The following is a 19,732-nucleotide window of genomic DNA, read 5'->3' on the forward strand; positions in this document are numbered from 1 at the left end:
GATCTCAGGCAACACGATGGTCAGCTCGCATCGAGGGATCGTTCAGAGACGGTAAGCACCCGATTCGAAGTCGGCCAGGTTTCGCCGCGTGTATGCGATCGTGGAATCGAAGTATTCCTCGAACGAATCGAAGGCATCGATGATACCGGAAGGGTCCATCGAGAGCACTTGGCTGGCCACGCGCCCATCGACGACTGGCATCGCTGCGAACAACGGCATCTCGAGGTCCACGGCGATCGGCAGCAGCGTCGCCGCTGAGTATCCCTCGGCGACCGCTTGGGGCGGAGCAGACTGCATCCAGGCTGTGAACACGTCACGGTGGGCGCCTGCCGCCAGCTGCTCGACGCTCAGCAGGTCCTGCGTCTCGAAGAACGCGGGCCAGCCGTTCGCGGATTCCAGGAACGACCGGTGGCCGAGGTCGAGGATCAGGCCGGTGCCCTCCTCCAGCTCGTCCAGCCGCGCTGACGACGCCGCGACGGCCGGCAGGGTATAAGGGAAGATCCGATCGACATCGAGACTCGCGATGCGCTCTTTGACGCGCACCAGCTCGACGATTCGTGTGGGCCAGTCGCTCATCATTCCCTCACTATGAAGATCGTCGGATTGTGCCCCACCGGATAGCGATTGACCTGCCCGGCGAGGCTCGAGTTCACACGACTAGTGTAGTCACCCCACCCAGGAGGCTTGCCCTGGCCGACCCAGGTCGAATCGGGCACGTGGGCTGCGACGCCGTCATACGGCGTGCCGGCCGCTTCCGCGCGAAGCCGCTCGAGTCGGGCTTCTCTACGAGCTTCACGGGAAATCTCCCCGGCGGTGCTCACGCGGCCAGAATCCGACAACGAACCGTCGGCGAGGTACTGGTTGCTGCGATTCACGTAGTCGTGGAACTGCGCGGTCTCCGCGTCGGTCGCTCCTTCCGGAATGCGGAACTCGACAGGCCCGTCCCCACTCGGATTGGGGAGGTCTGGGCCATGCATCGGACCGCCGTTCCCACCGGAGCCGTCGAAGACGTCGATGCGACCCGTCCTCGTGTTGACGTCGCCGAAATGCACACCCAGGTTGTCCGTCATGCCCCGCAGTCTCTGCGCGCTCATCCCACCGTCAAGCACAGAGTCAACGACTCTCCTGAATATCTGTCCAGGCTTGGCCATCAGACGTCACCTCCGAAGTCGAGCGCAGAGAACTCCGCGAAGAAGTTCGATGTCAACGTCGAGATATCCGCACCATGCACGTTCATCGCCTCCTGCGCATCCTCCAACGCCGTCATATCCGCATAGAACTCATCCGAATCCCCCACCGCACCCTCAACCATCGGCGCATCCAAAATCGCATCGATCACCGCAGGCAACTTCTCCGCCATCGGCTCAATCACCATCGGCGCCAACTGCTCCAACAACTGCTCGACGACCACATCCACCGCCGCGTTCAACAGTCTTTTCTTGATCAGCAGCATCGGACCAGCACCCAACGCACTGATCGGATTCGTCAACATCAACAACAGACTCGCCAACGTCGTCGTCACATCCACGATCACCTTCATCTTCAAACCGAAGATGACGTCCGCACCGACGTCCATCGCCGTCGCCGCCGGTGGCATGATGTCGATCAGCTGCTGCAGATTCTGCGAACGATTCGTATTCCACGCGCTCACCGTCGCAGGACCCGTCTGACCCCGCAGAGCGACAGCCATATCGCCATTCATCTTGCGGTCGACAGCCTGAATCACCGTCTCCAGATCCGTCCCGAAATTACGCACCAGAACAGAGCCCTTGCGGACCTCGTCCTCGTCGATATCCGGCCACTCAAAACCCAGCTTCTCCATCACCCAGACAAGCTCATTCGGCAACATCATTCCCACGGCACAACCTCCTCCTGCACCGACTGTAAGCAGACGAGGTGAAGATCACTATGGGTAGCACTTCCCACTCCACGCAGGCCCATGCGCTCAGTCCTGTCCCGGATAGTCGATCTCCACGCTGACGAATCGTGAATCCGGGATCGGCTTGACCTCGACCGTCGCTCCGTCCAGCGCACCCGGGTCCAGGCCCAGCCGGCTCTCGAGCTCACCCTGACCGAGCCCGCTGAGGTCGCCCGACTCACTCGACGGCGCGAGGAACCGCATGTCGCCGTCCTTCCGCCCGTACTTGTCAGGATCGTCCTGTCCGATGGCATCCTCGTACAATTCCTCGACCAGCTGCTTCGGAACCGTCTTGGGCACACCTTTGATCTCGTCGACGATGTCGCCCGGGATGTCATGAACGCTCTTGCCGATCGAGCGGCCGAGGTCCTGCATGGGGTTGTAGTCCGGCTTCGCATGCCTCGCGACATGTCCGTGCGACTCGACCCCTCGGCTGACGTCGCTGAGGACGTCGTACTTCTTCGCGTGGGACGTCGTCGGCTCCGCGCGATGCCTGGGCACGCTGTCCGCGCTTCGTCGATCGAGACCGCGGATGGCGTCGGCATCCGCACGATGACGGCCACCGCGTTTGCGGAATGCGCCGGCGAACCCGGTCTTGAACTCTCGTCCGGCGCCATCGACGGCATCCACGAGTTCCCTCATCAGCTGCTTCAACTGCACGTTGTCACGCCCCCGAGATCTGAAGATTTGAGAGATCGGCCAGCAGGCGATCGGTGAGCTCTTCGACATCGACCGCATGTGCGTCCATGTCATCGGCGGCCTGATCGAGCGCCACCAGGTCCGCGTAGAACTCGTCGACGTCACCGACGTTGTCCTCGACGACCGGAGCGTCCAGCAGTGCCATGACCATGCCGGGGACCTTCTCGGCGAGCGGGTCAAGCGCGAGCGGAAGCACCTCGTTGATGACCTGCTCGAGCGTCGCCTCCATCGCCATCGAGAAGAGCTTCTTGCGGACGAGGATGAGCACTGCGGCACCGCCCGCACCGAACGGACCGGCCGCCAGGAGCGGCACGAGCTGGATCAAGGTCAGAGTGACCTCGGCGATCACCTTGATCTTCAGCGCGAGCACGATGTCCGCCGCGATGTCGATCCCGGTGCTCGCGGGGCCCAGAACATCGAGCAGCTGCTGCACGTTCTCGGATCTGTTCCGGTTCCACGCCTCGACGTGGCCCGTGCCGATCTTGCCTTTCATGGCAGCCGCGATGTCGCCGTTGATGCGGCGATCGGCGGCCTGGACGAGCGTCTCCATGTCGTCGCGATAGCCGCGCACGAGCGTCGCCGCCCGGCGCACCTCATCCTCGTCGATGTCGGGCCATTCCAGGCCGAGCTTGTCCATGATCCAGATCAGTTCGTCCGGAAGCATCATTCCCACGGCAGCACCTCCGCAATGAAACTACCGAGGCCGACGATGGATGCGCGATGGGGAGATCAGCCCATGAGCGCGTGCGATGAGCCGCCCTACGCGCTGATCTTGACGGTCTCGGGGATGTAATACCGAATCGGTGCCAGCTCCGTGCGGACGACCGCGTCACCGGCCTGCTCGATGAACTGCGCGAAACCCATGACCCCGATCTGCCCCTGAGCGCTGGCGATGAAGACGTTGTCGACGACGGGCAGCAGCGCCGCAGTGCCACTGAGCCAGGTCGCGAAAGTCACCGTGCCTCCCGTCTCAAGCTTGTCGAGCTTGGGCTCGAGCACGCGGACATCGCCCGCGTCGAGCGCAGACTCCTGTTCCTTGTACGCACGCACCCCGAACTCGCGGGTGACGCGGCTGATCGCTTCTGCGAGCGCAGGGAAGCGGTCGCGCCATGGGAACGGAGACCACTGACCGTTGTGACTGCCGATCGGATGGATGCTCGCCAGACGCGCACCCTCCGCGAGCAGTTCGTCGGCGACCTCGATGGCCCTGGCGAATCCGCGCTCATCGTCGGTGCCCGTGACGACCACCCGCGTCTGCGCCAGCGGAACGATCGCAAGGTCACCGGAGACTTCCAATCCGGCGGCACGAGAGGGGTCGAGGAACAGGGCGGCGACCTGCTGCTCATCGGTGATCTCCGTCACACCGCGATCCGCACCGATCTCGAGCGGAGGCAGCGATTCGAACGCCGCCTTCAATGCGTCCGTGAAGGACACATCCCAGGCATCCGCCTGTGCGACCGTGACCACTGCTTCATCACCGATCTGGAGGCCGATGTACAGCTCGGCCGCCACGAACTGCACCCGTGGCATCTCTTCCGGCGACGTGGTCAAGTCGAGGATGCCCAGCTCAGTGGCATCGAACATCTGCAGTCGGAGCCGGTCGCGCACGACGGCGAAATCGGACGTTTCAGTCATTGGTCGTACCTCTCCGAAAGGTGGCCCATCGCGACTGACTGACAGCGCACCGGTGACAACGCTGTGCGTCCGGGTCAGTCCGTGTGCGCCCGACGTCGGATCGCTTCGTAAAGACGGTCCGTCTCGGCGCGCTGCAGGGCCACCGTGGTCACCGTCGACGGATCCACCGGTTCGAAAGTGTCCACGAGATCTCCGACGCTCTCCGGCGTCATCCGATAGGCCCGCTGGCCGCCGCCCTGGTCACGGGCCATTCCGCTCGGCCACACATCGGCCTGTGCGCCCGCTACACCGATCCGCCACCCGTACGGCTCGAGTTCTTCCCGTATATCGCAGAGCCCCTCGAAGGCGTCGTCCGCGCGGGCGGTGGCCGTACCGAATCCGGAACAGTGAATCTCCACCACCCACGAATACGGCTCCTCGAACCGCCACGTGACGGTGGCATCTCGCACGATCCCTTCACGCATCACCTGGATCGCGCGCGAACCGCCGGTCATGCTTTCAGGATGTCGGCGGGTTCGATGACGAGGGCGACTTCGCTTCCGGGGTTGAGGGCGATCCGAACGCCTTCCGGCAGCGATTCGGCGTATTCACGGCCACGGATCGTGGTGAAGTCCGTGTACCCGGAGGTTGCCGCCTTCTCCACGTCGGTGAAAGCGTACGCGAGGCGACCACCGTCTTTCGCGGCAGCGAGGAAGAGTCCGCCTTCAGGGCGGCTGAAGATGACGACATCAGCGGCAGCGAACTCCTGGTCCAACTGCTCGCTCGTGGCGTGTCCGGCCCGCGCGAGCTGCAGCACGCGCTCGAGCTTGGTGGTCGGGGTGACCCAGCCACGTGCAGCCGGGGACGGCACATATCGAGGATTAGGAGTGAAGTCACCACTCAACTCGCCTGCTTCATCGGATCGCCACGCTCCGATGATGCCCTCTGGCGGCACGGTCTCGAGGCCCGCGAACTCCGGATCGATTGCGTACACCCACCCGCCCGGATTCGCACGGGCTTCTGCGCGGAGCGCGTCCGTGACGGGCGGCGCGGTGGGTGTCGTCATGTGCGGTTCTTTCCCGTCCATATCGAGGTCGCTCATCTTCCACCACTGTAGTGCGGGTTCGGCACCCAATCGCCCAGCGTTCCGCCAGGGCCGACGGGATGCGCACCCACGATGTTCTCGCGGGGAATCCCACCCTGGAAGGTGATCTCTCGCTCCGGCCGGAACGAGTTCGGGCCGAACGGATTGTCCGGAATAGTGGCATCAGCATCGATGCCGCCCGGCGCATCGACGGAGTAGCGGTAAGCCGCGGGCCAGTTCAGGTCCGGACTGGTGGTGGTACTGACGAAATTCGAATGCGTGTTGTGACGCACGAAGTCGTTGTAGTCGTTGTTGCTCGCATCCCGCACCTGGAAGCCCTCTTCGAAGATCGTGCTGGGCGGACGGTTGTCCCCGCGATACAGCGCTTCGGTGGTCGTGCGATCCACTCGGTTGGTTCGGCTTCCCGTCAGATCGGGGGCGTCGGTGCCGTCGAGAAGCTTCACCTTCTGCTTCAAGTCCTCGAGATGATCATCCACCTTGCGGGCGACCTCAGGGAGTCTGACGTTCGCGTCCTTGCCGCCCTTGACCATCGCGTGCCACAGGTCAGCGAACGCGCGTCCGAATGCAGACATCAGGCGTCTCCTCCAAAGTCAAGAGCAGAGAACTCCGTGAAGAACGTCGACGTCAGCGTCGAGATATCTTCACCATGCAGTTTCATCTCGGTCTGCGCGTCCTCCAATGCCTGCAGGTCCGCGTAGAACTCATCTGAATCCCCCGCGGCACCCTCCACCATCGGCGCATCGAGAATCGCATCTATCACCGCCGGCAGTTGCTGCGACATCGGCTCGATCGCCATCGGCAACAGCTGCTCCAGCAACTGCTCCACCGCGATATCGACCGCCGCGTTCAAGAGCTTCTTCTTGATCAACAGCATCGGACCTGCGCCCAATGCGGTGATCGGATTCGTCAACATCCCCACCAACGCGATCATCGTCGTGGTCACATCGAAGATCACCTTCAGCTTCAATGCCAGAATCGCCTCCGCACCGACATCCATCGCGGTCGCCGCCGGAGGCATGATGTCGATCAGCTTCTGCAGATTCTGCGAACGGTTCGTGTTCCATGCGCTGACGGTCGCGGGCCCAGTCTGTCCCCGCATCGCTGCGGTCAGATCGCCATTCATCTTCCGGTCCACCGCCTGGATCACCGACTCCAGATCGGTTCCCAGATTCCGCACGAGCGTTGATCCCTTACGGACCTCATCCTCGTCAATGTCCGGCCACTCAAAACCCAGCTTCTCCATCACCCAGACAAGCTCATTCGGCAACATCATTCCCACGGCACAACCTCCAAAGAAGACCCTATGCGTCGCAGGCGCTCACTCGCGATGGGGAGAGCAACCCACAGGGCAGACCGGCCTATGTCGCCGATCACGGCACTGCCGCCCATTGCGAGACGTCCGACGTCAGCGACGCCACCGCTCCGTTGCGAGGCACGACACCCGTCACATCACGATCGACGATCGTGAGCACCGGTCCACCCGTGATCGGAAGCGCGACAGCCGCCCGGACGATAGTCGCCTCGATCTTCGCCAGAAGATCCCGCGCCTCGTACACATCGGTCGTCTCTGCGAGCTGCGCGATCAGCGCGTCACGATCAGGATCCGACTGACGGACGATCGAGGCCGCGCTGTCGCTGCCCCACTGGGCCGCGATGTCGCCGGGCGTCTGCGGGAGCGGTACTCGAGCGATCACCGCGTCCCAGCTGCGCTGTTCGAGGGCGGCATCGAAGTCATCTGCGCTGCAGTCCGTGATCGTCCAGCCGGCCTCTGCCGCAGCATCCCGCATCCCTGCGAACGCCCCGACGGCGAACTCGCTCGCACGGTCGTAGAGCACGCAGACCGGGGCTCCCGCTGCGATGCCTGCGGCTTCGCGCTCCAGCGGCGGCTCGCCCTGAGTGGTGCCGAGCGCCTGGGTGAAGCCCGAGTCCTCGTTGACGACCTCGTACGCGCGTGACTCAGCCGACGTCGTCATCGATGTGGTGGGCGAGTAGGCGGTGCGCCACTCTCCTGCGCCCCGCTCGATCAGGTCGCTCGCCGGCACGGCATGCAGGAACGCCGTTCGCGCCTGCACACCGGTGAACACACCCGTAGGTTTCAGCAGGACGGCCCAGACCGTTCCGTCACGGGTGGTGCTGACGACGAGATCTCGACGCTCGAGCGCGCGGATCGGCTCTTTGTTCGCCGCCACAGGGGTGGTCTGCACGACATCCAGTTCGTTTCCCATGGCGGCGAGCGGGTCATCGCCGCCAGGCACGAGCTCGATGCGCGCCACCTGCGGCGGCGTGAGCCCGCCGTACGCGGCATTCGGCACGAGAACGACCTGCTGACCGCCGTCTGCCACCTCATCGACTCGGAACGGGCCGCTGGAGAGCAGCAGCTCGTCCGCGACCTTCCCGCCATCCAACGCGAACCCCTCGTTCCACACGTCGGCCATCTTCTGGATCGCGGCGTCGTCATGGGTCTGGATCGCCGTGATGGCGGCCTGCTTCGCCTCCATCGAGTCATCTATGCCGAGAGCGCGGGCGCTGAGCACGTGCGCGGGCACCGGCACGGTCACGGCGCTCTGCCAGTCGCTTCTCGGATGCGCGGACGTCACGTCTACCGATCGTGCGAACTCGTCGATGCTCGGGACGTCGTCGTCCGCAGCATCCGGTGCGGCAGCATCCGTCTCGCCCTCACCGTCCTGATCGAAGTACCCCGCAGAGGCCGCCCAGCCCACCAGCAGATCCGCTGCGTCGAGCGGGGTGCCGTCCGACCACGACGGCTCGGCGAGGTCGTAGCGCACCGTGAACGGGTCGTCGCTGACGATCTCCACCGTGCCGAATCCCTCGTCGGGTACGAAATCGCCGTCGACGACGTCGCCGAAATCGCCCCTGATCATCTGGGCGATGTCGATGTTGCCGGCCGTCGGCGATGCGGCCGCGTTCGTCGACGTGAACGCACCGGTCCATCCCACGACGACCTTCGTATCCGGAACGACCGACTCCGGCAGTGCCGGAGAACAACCCGCCAGAGCGACCACAAGTGCGGCTGCGACAAGCGCGGCGGCGCGACGACTCCCCCTCATGCCATCGCCATCACGCGTAGTCGGTGTCGTCGCCGCTCTCCTCGGCCATGGCCCGGAACGGCTCGCTCTCTTCACTGTCAAGCCAGGCGCGCGCGTGCTCCAACAGCACGGCGGGCGAATCCGCAGCCTCTTCGGCCGTGGCGAACGGTCCGATGGTGTCCTCAGACGGACGCTCGTCGGCACGTGTCACCGTCTGGTTCGACAGGTTGTACCAATAGCTCTGTGATCCGCTCATGTTCCCGATTCTATTCGTCGCTCGTCCGCGGTTGATCTGGGACGGCGAAAGGCCGTGGTCACCAGTCCCCCGGGACCGGCCACCACGGCCTCATGCTGTGCGAACTCAGAGCTGGTCGGAGTCGCGGATCTTGTCGGCCATCTGGTCGAGCGCCGTGGCCATGTCGTTGACGGCCTCTGCGGCGTCGTCGAGCGAGGACGTCAGCTCGTCGTAAGCGGTCGAGTACTGACCCGACGCGTTCTCGGTCTTGAACCCGTCCTGCACCAGGTCCTCGATGACGCCCTGGAGCTCCTTCAGGGTGTCCGTGACGGTCGTGCGACCGTCACGAAGGCGCTGAGCTGCGCTTTCCATCTCGCTGTACGTTGCACCAAAGTCATGTGCCATGAGAACTGCCTCCCGCGTTCGTCTTCCGGCCTGTCTGGCCCTGTTCAGGCCCGTTCGGCCTCGTCAATGAGATTAGTCAACGATTGCGCTCCCGCAAACGGGGAGCGCTACCCATGTCACCGCTACCCATCGCCGAATCCACCGAACCGGCAGGGGTCTGCGCGACGGCAACGGCAGCCGGGACGACAGCGACAGCCGGGGCTTCGGGCTGCTCGGGGACGAACGGCATCTGCATCGTCACCATGCGACCGGCCTGCACGAAGATTCCGCGCCCGACGGGGAAGTCCGACCTCTTGACCCGACTGAACGCCGTCTTGAAGATCGATTCGCCGTCATAGGTGTCCGGCTTGAGGATGATGCCCTGCCGACCGGTCTTCCACTCGCCGAGCACACCGACGCTTCCGCTGGCGCGGCTGATCTCGGCCTCGCCGATGAGCAGATGGTCGCTGTTGTTCATCGCCTGCAGCAGCGTGCGCATCGGCCGGTCGGCCGGTCCGTCCGCCAGGTGCGGGATGTCTTCGATGACGATCATGATGCGCCCGTCGACCGTATCGCCGGCGACGAGCTCGGCGAGCTCTGTGACGAGCTCCTTCTCGTCTTCCGGCTTGATCGCACTGCGCACCCATGGACGGAAGTCCTTGAGCTCGGAGCGCCGGCTGCCGAGGTGGTACATGCGCACGTTCGGGTCGAAGCGCTCCATGGCCACGACCAACGCCCTCAGCGCGTTCGTCCTGCCCGAGGCCGGCGGACCGGAGATCACGAAGGATCCGATCGGCTCGAACCCGCGCGGCTCTAGTGTGTCGTCCGCGACGCCGAACACGGGCATCGCGTCGACCGTCGCCGGCATGTCCGTGACCGGCACCATGGTGGGCAGGGCACCGATCTCAGGCAGGTCGCGGACGCCCTGAGAACGCAGTCGCTCTGCCAGTGCGCGCAGCGCCTTGGTCTGCTCGACCACGTTCGTCGTGCCGCCCAGCACCGCGATCTGCGTCTCGTGCCCGTCGATGATCGCCCGCCCGGGAGCGGACTGCTCGTCGAGGATGTCCCTCGGCGCGCTCAGCAGCATGTACTGGCTCTCGTCACCCATGCGCAGCACGACGCGGCGGGAGATGTTGGATGCGACGGCGCTGGGCACCGCGTTGCCGCGGTCCGCCGTGATCACCGTGTGCACGCCGAGCGTCCGCCCCTCACCGAGGATGCGCATGAAGGTGCGATAGAACGGTGCACGACCCGGCGCGTACTCCCAGTCCTTCTTGAACTCGGGGAAGTTGTCGAGCAGCAGCAGGATGCGCGGCATGTTCGGATCGGCGATGTCGCGATATTCCTGGACCGTTGCCGCGCTCGCAGCCGAGAAGGCGGCCGAGCGACGATCCATCTCGCGATCGAGCGTGCGGAACAGGCGTTGGATCCGCTCGGCATCTGCACCGTCCACTACCGAGCCGACGTGCGGCAGTTCGGCCAGGGGCCCGAGTGCACCGGACGCGAAGTCGATGCAGTACACCTGTACGCGTCCACGATCAGGACGCATGCCCGCAGCGGTGGCGATGGTCTTGAGTACCGTGGACTTGCCCGATCCCGACGTTCCGTACACGACCAGCGAACCGTCACGATCCGGCACGAACACCGCCGGCTCCTGCACCTGCTTCTCCGGCACATCCATCATGGCGATCGGAATTCGCGTGTCGCCCTCGTTCTCCAGATCCTCGAGTTCGACGACTGCAGCGAGATCGTCGAGCCACGGACGACGCGGATGCGGCAGCGCCGCGACCTCGCGGGCACGGATCAGCGTCGAGACGATGCGCTTCTGATCGTTCGGGCCGAGGTCCTCGTCGTGCGTCTCCGCTTCCGCAGGGCGATCGGGCTCCCAATCCGCGGTCGATCCGAATCGCAGTTCCGATGCCCGCACCTCGACGGCGCCGGTCTCGTCTTCCGACGTCCAGCCACCGGCATAGGCCGACTGGAACGGTACGAGCCGGCCGGGGCCCGTCTTCGCGATCCCGCGACCGGGGATCGATGCGGGGAAGGTCGCCGCCACCGGATCGTCGACGACGTCGCGGGAATCGTCTTCGTCCGCCATGCGCAGGGCGATGCGCAGGTTGGTGTTCGCACGCAGGTTGTCCTTGATGACGCCGGCAGGACGCTGGGTCGCCATGATCAGGTGGATGCCGAGGGATCGGCCGCGCTGCGCGATGTCGACGACCCCGTCGACGAACTCGGGCATCTCGGATGCGAGGGCAGCGAACTCGTCGATCACGAGCACGAGCGCCGGGGGGCATTCCGGGTCCTGACGCTTCTCGAGCTCGAGCAGATCCTTGGCCTTCTTGCGGTTCAGGAGGTGCTCACGGTGGTGCAGTTCGGCTCGAAGGCTCGTGAGCGCGCGGCGCACGAGGTGCGGGCTCAGGTCGGTCACCAGACCCACGCAGTGCGGCAGCTCGACGCAGTCGGCGAAGGCCGATCCGCCCTTGTAGTCGACGAACAGGAACGTCACGCGGTCGGGACTGTGGGCTGCGGCCATGCCGAGCACCCAGGCCTGCAGGAACTCCGACTTTCCGGCACCGGTCGTGCCGCCGACGAGAGCGTGCGGGCCATGCGTCCGCAGGTCGAGCGCCATGGCATCGCTCGCGCCCTGGCCGATGATCGCCCGCAGATTGCCGGCCTTCTTCAATCTCGGCCTCGGGGTCGGAGACCGGTCGACGATCGTGTTGTTCTGTCGCCACCGCTCGATCACGACCTGGGGGTCCTCGGCGATCGCGGGGTCCACGAGTTGCAGGAACCCCACCGTGCTCGGGATGTCGGAGGCATCGTGCACGACGGTGCTGGCGTCCACCACCGGCGCCATGCGCTTGGCAAGCATGTGCATGTAGGCATTGGAGACGCCCTCGATCCGCACGTCCTCGAAGTTCTCGCCGGTGCGCACGAGCCCGACCCTGGCCGCTTCGAGGCCGGTCGTCACGTCGATGTAACTGCGGCAGACCGCAGGGAGCGATTCGACGGTCGGCGAGACGAACACGGCGTGGACACCGTGGTCGGCGCCGCGGTCCAGCACATCCGTGAGGCGTCCACGATCGACCGGCGCATCGCTGCTGACGAACACGATGACCGAAACCGGCACCGTCTTCTTGTGATCGCTCGCAGCGCGAGACACGTCGGTGCCGTACAGCAGCGGGTTCCAGTCGTCCTTGAAGGGACCGCGCGGTTCGTTGTTGTCGGCGCCGCCCGATGCGGCGCGCTGCACGTAGTCCTCCAGCATGCTCAGCAGCGCCCCTCCCGTCGGTGCGGAGTCGGCGAGCGCCACGCCCTGGAACGGGCTTTTCTCGCTGGACGTGTGCGGCATCCACTTGAGCCAGTCGAGCTCGGCCGTCCATGCCGAGTCCGCGAAGGCCACGGAGACCACATCGTTGGGAGCATGCAGGCCGAACAGCTGGACGGCGATTCCCCGCATCGCGTCGGCCGCGAGCGCCTGGGGTCCCGCGATTCCGACGGATCCGGCATCCGCGAACAGCTCGAAGATCGGCACGTCATCGACGGACTTGTAGCGCTCCTGCAGCCGTTCGATCCGCTCGAGGAACTCCGGCAGCCCCTCTGGCGTGTCCATCTCGGCGATCATGTTGCGGGCGGGCAGTGTGCAGCTGCCCAGCCGCAGGCCGAGGAAATTCCAGTGCTCTGGGCGCCTGGTCCACAGCATCGGCCCGAGCCTCATGGCATGGTCGAACACCTCGGCCACCGGTGGCGCCTCGGCGTTGCGCGCCTGCTCCTCTTCGGGTTTGCCGCGGAAGAACTGCTCTTCGAGCTCCTCGTACTGCCGTTCGAAGAGCACGAACTCGTGGTTGGAGCTCTTCTTCTCCTGCACCGACTGGTTGATGATGTTGCCGAGCGCCATCAACGGCGTCATGACGATCATCAGCAGCGAACGGGGGTTGCCGTTGAGCGCATAGAGCGCCGCACCCATCATGATCGGCGTGATCAGAATGGGCCAGGGGAAGATCTTGCCGAGCTTCTCGGTCGGGATGCGCGGCGCCTTGAAGCCCGAGCCCGGGTAGCGCACCTCGACGCGCGGACTCCGGTTGAACATCAGTCCGCCGCCGCGCTCGATGATCGGCTCTTCGGCGGCCGTGCCGTCGTACGACCGGGCGAGGCGCAGGACGAGCGTCGTCGCGCCGATGACGAACGGCTCGCCCTCTTCGAGGCGGACCCGCTGCACGGCGACGCCGTCGACGATCACGCCGTTGGCGGAGTTGAGGTCGACCACCTCGATGTGCTGGCCGGCTTCGATCCGCGCGTGGCGCTTGGAGACCATCGAATCGGCGAGGACGACGTCGCTGCCGCTGTCGCGCCCCAGGACCACTTGGCCGGACGAGATGGGGAACTCCTGACCCGTGAGAGGTCCTGCGATCGCGCGCAGCACGCCGACCACCTCGCGCTGACCGGTGGAGACATAGTCCGGACCGTAATTGAGGATGGATGCCGCGAAGCCGGAGCCGATCGCCGCTTCTCCGATCGGGATGTCCGGCTGCAGCGGGACCAGCCGCTCGGCCATCGGCGGAGCGACGGCCAGCGTGAGCACGTCGCCCTCTGCGACCGGAATCGACCGAGTGGGGTCCGCCTCGGCGATGTGGCGCGCCACATCGCCGGCAGTCGCGGTCGAATCCGTGGTGATCACGATGTCGACCGGATCGCCTGCCTGGCGGTGCAGCGTCAGTTTGAGTCTCATTCGTCTCCCTCAATCACACTCGAACCACGACCGCGCTGCGGTCGCCGAGACGAATCGTGTCTCCTTCGACGGTCACGACCGGCACACCTGCGTCGATGACGTACTCGACGCCGGCCCTGGCCAGCCCGGATCCGTTCGTCGAGCCGCAGTCGGTGACCTCCAGGCCCCCGTCCACCGGACGCACCAGCAGATGGGTCTTCGAGAGCGATTTGCTCTCGTCATCGAGCGGCACCGCGCGTGCGCCAGGGTGGAGCGCCGCATCCGGGTTGCGCCCGAACAGCAGCGGCTCAGTCACCGGGACGCTCTCACCGGTGTCGAGGCGCAGGCCGAAGTACACGATCGCAGCAGGCTGCGGCGCGGCCACGGGCGCCGGTTCAACCGGCGGCAGTGGTGATTCGACGGGAGCGACGTCTCGCGCGGGCTCCACTGCCCGCTCGTCGTCGGGTTGGCGGTAACCGCCGAACACCGGCTTGCCGAGCTCCGTCGATGCGGCAGGTGGCTGTGGTGTCGTTCGCGGAAGGCCGATCTCGGGGCGCTCGTCCGAAGTGTGGGGTCGGGCGATGCCGATGACGCCGGCGCTGACCCGGCTGCCAGGACGATATGCCGGCTGCTGCGAAGGATCGGTCGGCGTGGCGAGCGAAGGCAGCACCGACCGCTCCCGCGCCGGCTCGGCCTTCACGAGCTTTCGCGCCACACGCAGACGCTTCTGGTCGTACGGGTTCAGCCCTTGCTTCACGTCGATGAGCCATATCTGCGTGGCTTTGTCGTGCAGCCCGCGCCTGCGGCGTTCTGAATCGAACAGCGGCGACAACAGGAGGAGCACCGGCCCGAACAGCGGAATGAGGTTCGACGCGCACAGCAGCAGGTAACGCAGCAGCACCCACCCGATGCCGGGGCGCTCCAGCGTGCGCACGTTCACGCTGCGGATGCCGACGATCGCCTTGCCGATCGTGCGCCCGCTGCGCCCGTGCATCACCAGCTGCAGCACGCTGAGCACCAGCGTCAGGAACACCGTCACCGCCGCCATGACCAGGGCGAGCACGAAGCCGGGATGGTTCATGAATCCGTACGGCGATATCGACCCACTCGCGAGCTTGAGCAGCAGGGGGACTGCGCCGATCCAGAGCGGCAGCTGAACGATCACCCAGATGGCTACATCGCAGACCAGTGCGACGGCGCGACGTCCGAGAGGGGCGGGAAGCAGGCCGAGTGCCGCGGCGTACGCCGGGTCAGGACGGCCGTTCTCATCGAGCCCCTCGATCGCCTCTGTCTCGTCCTCGATCTCCCAGATCGTCGCGTCGCGAGTCCCGCCGCCTCCCTCGATGCGGGGATTCACTCGACGCACCCCCGCACCGGCTCCGAGGCGCGTCCATCGCCGCGGCGCAGCACGACGTCGACGCAGACCTGCCCCGCCGAGGCACCCTGGAACGTCACGGTCGTCTTGTCGGTCGTCTCGGCCTTGCCGGATCCGGCGAGATCGACGGTGTTCCACAGATACAGATCGCCGTCCTCCGGTGACGGGTTCGTCCAGGTGAACGTCAACGCCGTGCCGTCGCGCGAACCGGTGAGCTCCTCCACCCTGGGGACGGCATCGGACACCGGATCCTGCGGGACGACCTCATCCTGCGTCGCGACCGGGTCGGGCCTGCCTGCACCGGAGAGCAGGTTGACGCCGACGATCATGCCGCCGATGACCACCGCCGCGATGACAGCGACCCCCACCCACAGACCTACCCGGGGACGACGCTTGTCCGCCGAGGGGTTCGCGACTGATTCGCTCGGCGCAGTCTGGACGCCCGGCACCGTCGGCGTCTGCGGCGAGACCGTCCGCGGAGGACGCATCAGCGTCTTCTCATCATCGATGGGAGCGGATGCTGCGGGCGCCGGTGACGCCGACGGGGCGCGCATGACGGTGTCCTCCACCGCGCCGGGCTGCGCTGTGCTGGGCTGGATCGGACCGGACTGCATGCCGCCGGACTGGACGGGGCGGCCGGGTTCGAACCGCGGACCGGCATCGGAGCCGGCGACCGACTGCGCGTTGCCGAACGGGCGAGTCGTGGCGGACGGGCGGGTGGCGCCGGCATCCGGGTCGATGCTGACGATGTCGCGCACCCGCGTGAGTCCGTCGGCTTCGTCCTCGAGGTCTTCCGCGATCGGGTGGTCGTCGATGATGTCGATCGGGGTGACCGAGTGCGTCAGTTCGATCTGCACCTTCTGGAGCGCGCGCGCGAACGCGACCGCACTCGGGTACCGCGCGTCGGGGTTCTTCGACATGGCCCGCTCGATCGCGCGCTGCAGACTCGCCGGCGAGTCCGGCCGCGTAAGCGGCTGCAGGGGTGCGCGCTCGATGCGCTCGATGAGGTCTGCACCGGAGTTGCGCTCACCGGGGCGCTCGAACGGCGAACGACCGGCGAGCAGCGTGTACAGCGTGGCGCCGAGCGCGAACACGTCGGAGCGCGGTCCGCTCTGCGGCGGATCGGCGAAGAACTCCGGCGGGGACCACGGGATCGACATGCCGGTCGCCTCGGTCACCGCGCCGGTCTTCGACGCGATGCCGAAGTCGGTGAGGGCCGGCCGGTTGTACTCGGTGACGAGGATGTTCGCGGGCTTGATGTCGCGGTGCAGCACACCGGCGCGGTGCGCGGTCTCGACGGCGCCGGCGACCTGGATGCCGACGCGCAGCGCCTCGGCGACCGAGAAGGGCTCCCTCCGGGCACGGACCTGCAGGTTCGGCCTCGGGCAGTACTCCATCACCAGGTACGGGCGGCCATCCACTGCGACGCCGGCGTGGTAGATCGTCACGATCGCGGGATGCGTCGACAGCATCGCCATGACGTTGGCCTCGTCGGTGAACTCCTGAGCGGCGCTGCTCGAGATCCTGTCGGCGAGCAGCACCTTCACAGCGACCTTGCGTCTGGGCATCTGCTGCTCGTAGACGAAGACGTCTGCGAAGCCGCCGGTGCCCAGTGGTTCGACGTAGGTGAAGCCGGGAAGCTCCGGCGGTGGAGAGGGGGGTCTGCTCACGGAAGATCCTCGAACGTGACGGTGACGCCATCGCCGAGGTCGACGACGTCACCGGAGAGCACAAGGGTCTGCTCTCCGGGGTGCAGGCGCAGCGGGTCGGCGCCGGGTCGCAGCAGCGTCGAGCCGTTCGTGGTGTGCAGGTCGACCACGACGACCGTGTCGCCCTCAGGGCGGATCTCGAGATGACTGCGGGAGATGTCCTGCTGGGGGCTCTCGACCGCGACCAGGTGCGGCAGGTCTGCGCCGCTCGCACGCGTGGACCGCGGGCGGCGACCGATGATGACCGTGCGATCGAGTGTGACGACCTGGCCCGTCGAGACACGCACACGACCGGCACCCGCGGAGACCACAGGGAGGATCGCGGTCGGGGCGTCCGGCTCGGAGGTCGGGACGTTCTGACGCATGGCGCGCGCCTCGGCCACGGAGATCGTCGCACCGTCATGGTCGCCGTCGGCCGTGCCGCCCGATGGCGCCGCACCGAAGGGTGCCGGCGGTGCGGGCGGAGCGGGAGCCGGCTGCATGATCGCGTTGGGCGACGCGACCGTCGCGCCGAACAGCTGCTCGAACTCATCGATGTCGGAGGTCTCCGAGATGTCGGAGGGCACGAGTGTCGCGCCTTCGACGGCGTCATCGATCGGAGCCGGAGTCGCAGGGAGCTGCGCAGTCGCAGGCTCTGCCTCTTCGACCGGTTCGTCGATCGCGTCGGCGACATCCTCCGTCACCGGTGTCACGGCAGACTCTTCGACGGGCGCGTCATCCGCCTCAGCGGCAGCCTCCGCCACCGGCACGTCGACGGCCTCGTCAACGGAAAGCTCTTCGGGCATGACCACGGGCTCCGCGGCGGGCGCGACGTCGGCATCCTCGATCGGCGCAGCATCGGTCGGCGCGGCATCCGGCACCGTCACGTCTGCGGGCTCGATCTCGGCGCTGACGTTCGCGGCACGCACGACGCCACCCGTGATCGGAAGGGGCGCGGTGTCGTCGACATCGCTCGCAGTGACGGCGATCCGGTTCGCGTTCAGGGCGAATCTCTCACTCCACGTGGTCACGTTCGTGCCCGCGAAGCTCTCAGTGCCTTCGGGGCCGGTGATCTGCACGGTGACGTCGCCGCGCACGGCGATCCTGGCATCCGGTCCTTCCAGGACGACGGCGGCGAAGGGCAGCATCGCGGCGAACGATCCTGAGGCCTGCTCGGTGAGCGCGTCGATCACCGCAGCGAGATCGCCGCCCTCCTGCTGCCGTTTCCACAGCGTCGAGACGAGCTGCTCGGGCGCATCGGGCGCCAGGGCGATGAGGGCTCCCGGTGCCACCAGCACATACCAGTCACCGGGTCGGTAGGTCGTCTGCATCAGCGAATCCCTCCTGCGGTGGCCTCGCGAGGCCGCGTGTTCTCATCGAAGTCGTCGTCCGCCTGCATGTGAACGCCAGGGTGGGACGCGACGAAGACCGCGTCGACGACGACGACCGTGATGTTGTCCCGGCCGCCGGCGCTGACTGCTTCGCCGACAAGCGTGGCGGCGGCGGTCTGCGGGTCGGACTCGGCGGTCAGGATCTCCTGGATCTGCGCATCCGACACCTCGGAGGAGAGTCCGTCCGAGCAGATCAGGATGCGATCGCCGAGCTCGGCCGGGAACATCCAGAAGTCGGCATCGCCGGTGCTCCCCGCGCCGATGGCGCGGGTAATGATGTTCCGGCGATGATCGGATGCCGCGTCGGCGGCGCTGAGCTCGCCGGATTCGACGAGCTCCTGCACGACCGAATGATCCACGCTGATCTGCTCGAGTTCACCGCGGTACAGCCGATACGTGCGGGAATCGCCGATGTTGAAACTCAACCAGTAACCCGTGCCGTCGACGTCGGCGAGCACGACGCCGCTGAGGGTCGTACCCGCACGGCCGGTGGCCATGACCGAGAGCGCGTCGACGGCGAGGCGCGAGCGGCTGAGCGCATCGAGCACATCGTCGAGTTCGAGGCTCTGCCGTCCGGCGAATCGGGCGAACTCCTCGACCACGGCGGCACTCGCCCGCTCGCCGGCCTCGTGTCCGCCCATGCCGTCGGCGACGATGAAGATCGGCGCGCTGGCGAGCATCGCATCCTCGTTCAGCGTGCGACGCATGCCCATGTGCGTCGACGATCCCGCCGAGACGATCAGTGGAGCTGTCATGCGTACCCTCCGATCGTGACGATGCGGTCACCGATCTCGATCGCATCGCCGAGACGGATGCGCACCGCCTCGCCCGGTGTGCACGGGATGCGTTCACCGTCGCGCACGATGACGGTGCCGTTCGTGGAATGCCGGTCCTTGATCCAGCCGCCGGAGGCCTCGGCCGCCGCCTCGAAGTGCGTCTTCGACAGTGACAGAGTCTCGTCGCGCACGTTGACGGCCACTGCGCCATCCTCGGGCGCCGGGTTGCGTCCGAACAGGGTGCGCTGCGACACGGTGACCTTCGTGCCGTCGTCCCACGTGAACACGAGACGATGGCCGGGGATGCTGATGCGGGTGTCCTCGACATCGCCGAGATCGCCGGACGCGTCGTTGTCGGCGGCGGGATCCTGGTGAGGAGTCGCCGGCGGCACCGACGGGGCCACCGGGTTCTGGACGGGCGCGGACGGCACTGCGGGAGCTTCCGGGCTTCGCGCCGGTGGACCGTCCTGCGTGATGCCGGGGACGAACGCGATCAACGCGTCGTCACCGACCGCCGGCGCCGGCGGCTGCGCGATCGCGGGCTGAACGTTCGGGAGCTGCGGCGCTGCCGGCGGGGCGAGCGGCGCTGTCTGAGGGGGCGCGACCGGGGCGGCCTGCGGCATGCGCGGTGCGGGAGGTGCGGGAATCGTCTCGTCGAGTGCGGGCACGGAATCAGAGGGCGCCGGCGGCTGGCCGACCAGGGCGGCGTACGCCACCGATTCCGGCGACGAGTAGCCCGGCGCGGGATGCGCCGGGGCGAGGCCCGGTACCGGTGGCACGCCGACCGGC

19 protein-coding genes are annotated in these 19,732 nt (G+C 66.6%); all 19 read right to left on the reverse strand.

Annotation, left to right across the window (positions count from 1 at the left end; translation table 11 throughout):
* Positions 1-42: 42 nt before the first annotated feature.
* Positions 43-576, reverse strand: a complete 534-nt coding sequence (locus tag IEV67_RS17900) for an SMI1/KNR4 family protein (RefSeq protein WP_188438081.1) — start codon at positions 574-576, stop codon at positions 43-45.
* On the reverse strand, positions 576-1,070 hold the full coding sequence (locus IEV67_RS17905) for a hypothetical protein (protein ID WP_229703324.1): 495 nt from the start codon (positions 1,068-1,070) through the stop codon (positions 576-578). Before IEV67_RS17905 ends, IEV67_RS17900 begins: the two co-directional genes overlap by 1 nt.
* An 80-nt stretch (positions 1,071-1,150) precedes the next feature.
* Positions 1,151-1,852 (reverse strand): WXG100-like domain-containing protein, encoded by a 702-nt coding sequence (locus IEV67_RS17910; RefSeq protein WP_188438105.1) that lies wholly within the window; start codon positions 1,850-1,852, stop codon positions 1,151-1,153.
* A 93-nt stretch (positions 1,853-1,945) separates the two neighbouring features.
* Positions 1,946-2,560, reverse strand: a complete 615-nt coding sequence (locus IEV67_RS17915) for a hypothetical protein (RefSeq protein WP_229703325.1) — start codon at positions 2,558-2,560, stop codon at positions 1,946-1,948.
* 22 nt (positions 2,561-2,582) lie between these two features.
* Entirely contained in the window at positions 2,583-3,284 is a 702-nt protein-coding gene (locus tag IEV67_RS17920) for a WXG100-like domain-containing protein (protein WP_188438106.1), read from the reverse strand.
* 92 nt (positions 3,285-3,376) lie between these two features.
* Positions 3,377-4,252, reverse strand: coding sequence for a hypothetical protein (locus tag IEV67_RS17925; RefSeq protein WP_188438083.1), 876 nt, complete (start codon positions 4,250-4,252; stop codon positions 3,377-3,379).
* A 74-nt stretch (positions 4,253-4,326) separates the two neighbouring features.
* Positions 4,327-4,746 (reverse strand): hypothetical protein, encoded by a 420-nt coding sequence (locus IEV67_RS17930; protein WP_229703326.1) that lies wholly within the window; start codon positions 4,744-4,746, stop codon positions 4,327-4,329.
* On the reverse strand, positions 4,743-5,297 hold the full coding sequence (locus tag IEV67_RS17935) for a type VII secretion system-associated protein (protein WP_188438084.1): 555 nt from the start codon (positions 5,295-5,297) through the stop codon (positions 4,743-4,745). The genes IEV67_RS17930 and IEV67_RS17935 overlap by 4 nt, the downstream gene beginning before the upstream one ends.
* 32 nt (positions 5,298-5,329) lie before the next feature.
* Positions 5,330-5,908, reverse strand: a complete 579-nt coding sequence (locus IEV67_RS17940; RefSeq protein WP_188438085.1) for a scabin-related ADP-ribosyltransferase — start codon at positions 5,906-5,908, stop codon at positions 5,330-5,332.
* Complete coding sequence (locus IEV67_RS17945; protein WP_188438107.1) at positions 5,908-6,609, reverse strand: WXG100-like domain-containing protein; 702 nt, start codon at positions 6,607-6,609, stop codon at positions 5,908-5,910. Before IEV67_RS17945 ends, IEV67_RS17940 begins: the two co-directional genes overlap by 1 nt.
* A 97-nt stretch (positions 6,610-6,706) precedes the next feature.
* On the reverse strand, positions 6,707-8,404 hold the full coding sequence (locus tag IEV67_RS17950) for an ABC transporter substrate-binding protein (RefSeq protein ID WP_188438086.1): 1,698 nt from the start codon (positions 8,402-8,404) through the stop codon (positions 6,707-6,709).
* A gap of 10 nt (positions 8,405-8,414) precedes the next feature.
* The gene (locus tag IEV67_RS17955; RefSeq protein ID WP_188438087.1) at positions 8,415-8,639 is read right to left on the reverse strand and encodes a hypothetical protein; all 225 of its coding nucleotides are present in this window, start codon (positions 8,637-8,639) and stop codon (positions 8,415-8,417) included.
* A 105-nt stretch (positions 8,640-8,744) separates the two neighbouring features.
* Positions 8,745-9,023: a WXG100 family type VII secretion target gene (locus tag IEV67_RS17960; protein WP_241245250.1), complete on the reverse strand. Its 279-nt coding sequence runs from the start codon at positions 9,021-9,023 to the stop codon at positions 8,745-8,747.
* A 76-nt stretch (positions 9,024-9,099) separates the two neighbouring features.
* Positions 9,100-13,734 (reverse strand): type VII secretion EssC family protein, encoded by a 4,635-nt coding sequence (locus tag IEV67_RS17965; RefSeq protein WP_188438089.1) that lies wholly within the window; start codon positions 13,732-13,734, stop codon positions 9,100-9,102.
* A 13-nt stretch (positions 13,735-13,747) separates the two neighbouring features.
* On the reverse strand, positions 13,748-15,070 hold the full coding sequence (locus tag IEV67_RS17970; RefSeq protein ID WP_188438090.1) for an RDD family protein: 1,323 nt from the start codon (positions 15,068-15,070) through the stop codon (positions 13,748-13,750).
* Positions 15,067-16,758, reverse strand: a complete 1,692-nt coding sequence (locus tag IEV67_RS17975; RefSeq protein WP_188438091.1) for a serine/threonine-protein kinase — start codon at positions 16,756-16,758, stop codon at positions 15,067-15,069. Before IEV67_RS17975 ends, IEV67_RS17970 begins: the two co-directional genes overlap by 4 nt.
* Positions 16,755-18,107 (reverse strand): FHA domain-containing protein, encoded by a 1,353-nt coding sequence (locus tag IEV67_RS17980; protein WP_188438092.1) that lies wholly within the window; start codon positions 18,105-18,107, stop codon positions 16,755-16,757. The genes IEV67_RS17975 and IEV67_RS17980 overlap by 4 nt, the downstream gene beginning before the upstream one ends.
* A complete protein-coding gene (locus IEV67_RS17985; protein ID WP_188438093.1) occupies positions 18,107-18,922 on the reverse strand; it encodes a PP2C family protein-serine/threonine phosphatase in 816 nt (271 codons plus the stop codon). Before IEV67_RS17985 ends, IEV67_RS17980 begins: the two co-directional genes overlap by 1 nt.
* On the reverse strand, positions 18,919-19,732 hold an 814-nt coding region (locus IEV67_RS17990), incomplete at its 5' end, for an FHA domain-containing protein (protein ID WP_373284507.1). The genes IEV67_RS17985 and IEV67_RS17990, both read right to left, overlap by 4 nt.

Source organism: Microbacterium murale, assembly GCF_014635185.1.
GTDB classification, from domain to species: domain Bacteria; phylum Actinomycetota; class Actinomycetes; order Actinomycetales; family Microbacteriaceae; genus Microbacterium; species Microbacterium murale.

Coding starts and splice junctions, on each gene's coding strand:
- IEV67_RS17950 (WP_188438086.1), bottom strand. CDS start 8,404: ATGAGGGGGAGTCGTCGCGCCGCCGCGCTTGTCGCAGCCGCACTTGTG.
- IEV67_RS17915 (WP_229703325.1), bottom strand. CDS start 2,560: ATGAGGGAACTCGTGGATGCCGTCGATGGCGCCGGACGAGAGTTCAAG.
- IEV67_RS17960 (WP_241245250.1), bottom strand. CDS start 9,023: ATGGCACATGACTTTGGTGCAACGTACAGCGAGATGGAAAGCGCAGCT.
- IEV67_RS17910 (WP_188438105.1), bottom strand. CDS start 1,852: ATGATGTTGCCGAATGAGCTTGTCTGGGTGATGGAGAAGCTGGGTTTT.
- IEV67_RS17940 (WP_188438085.1), bottom strand. CDS start 5,908: ATGTCTGCATTCGGACGCGCGTTCGCTGACCTGTGGCACGCGATGGTC.
- IEV67_RS17900 (WP_188438081.1), bottom strand. CDS start 576: ATGAGCGACTGGCCCACACGAATCGTCGAGCTGGTGCGCGTCAAAGAG.
- IEV67_RS17930 (WP_229703326.1), bottom strand. CDS start 4,746: ATGACCGGCGGTTCGCGCGCGATCCAGGTGATGCGTGAAGGGATCGTG.
- IEV67_RS17980 (WP_188438092.1), bottom strand. CDS start 18,107: ATGCAGACGACCTACCGACCCGGTGACTGGTATGTGCTGGTGGCACCG.
- IEV67_RS17955 (WP_188438087.1), bottom strand. CDS start 8,639: ATGAGCGGATCACAGAGCTATTGGTACAACCTGTCGAACCAGACGGTG.
- IEV67_RS17925 (WP_188438083.1), bottom strand. CDS start 4,252: ATGACTGAAACGTCCGATTTCGCCGTCGTGCGCGACCGGCTCCGACTG.
- IEV67_RS17935 (WP_188438084.1), bottom strand. CDS start 5,297: ATGACGACACCCACCGCGCCGCCCGTCACGGACGCGCTCCGCGCAGAA.
- IEV67_RS17965 (WP_188438089.1), bottom strand. CDS start 13,734: ATGAGACTCAAACTGACGCTGCACCGCCAGGCAGGCGATCCGGTCGAC.
- IEV67_RS17905 (WP_229703324.1), bottom strand. CDS start 1,070: ATGACGGACAACCTGGGTGTGCATTTCGGCGACGTCAACACGAGGACG.
- IEV67_RS17920 (WP_188438106.1), bottom strand. CDS start 3,284: ATGATGCTTCCGGACGAACTGATCTGGATCATGGACAAGCTCGGCCTG.
- IEV67_RS17945 (WP_188438107.1), bottom strand. CDS start 6,609: ATGATGTTGCCGAATGAGCTTGTCTGGGTGATGGAGAAGCTGGGTTTT.
- IEV67_RS17985 (WP_188438093.1), bottom strand. CDS start 18,922: ATGACAGCTCCACTGATCGTCTCGGCGGGATCGTCGACGCACATGGGC.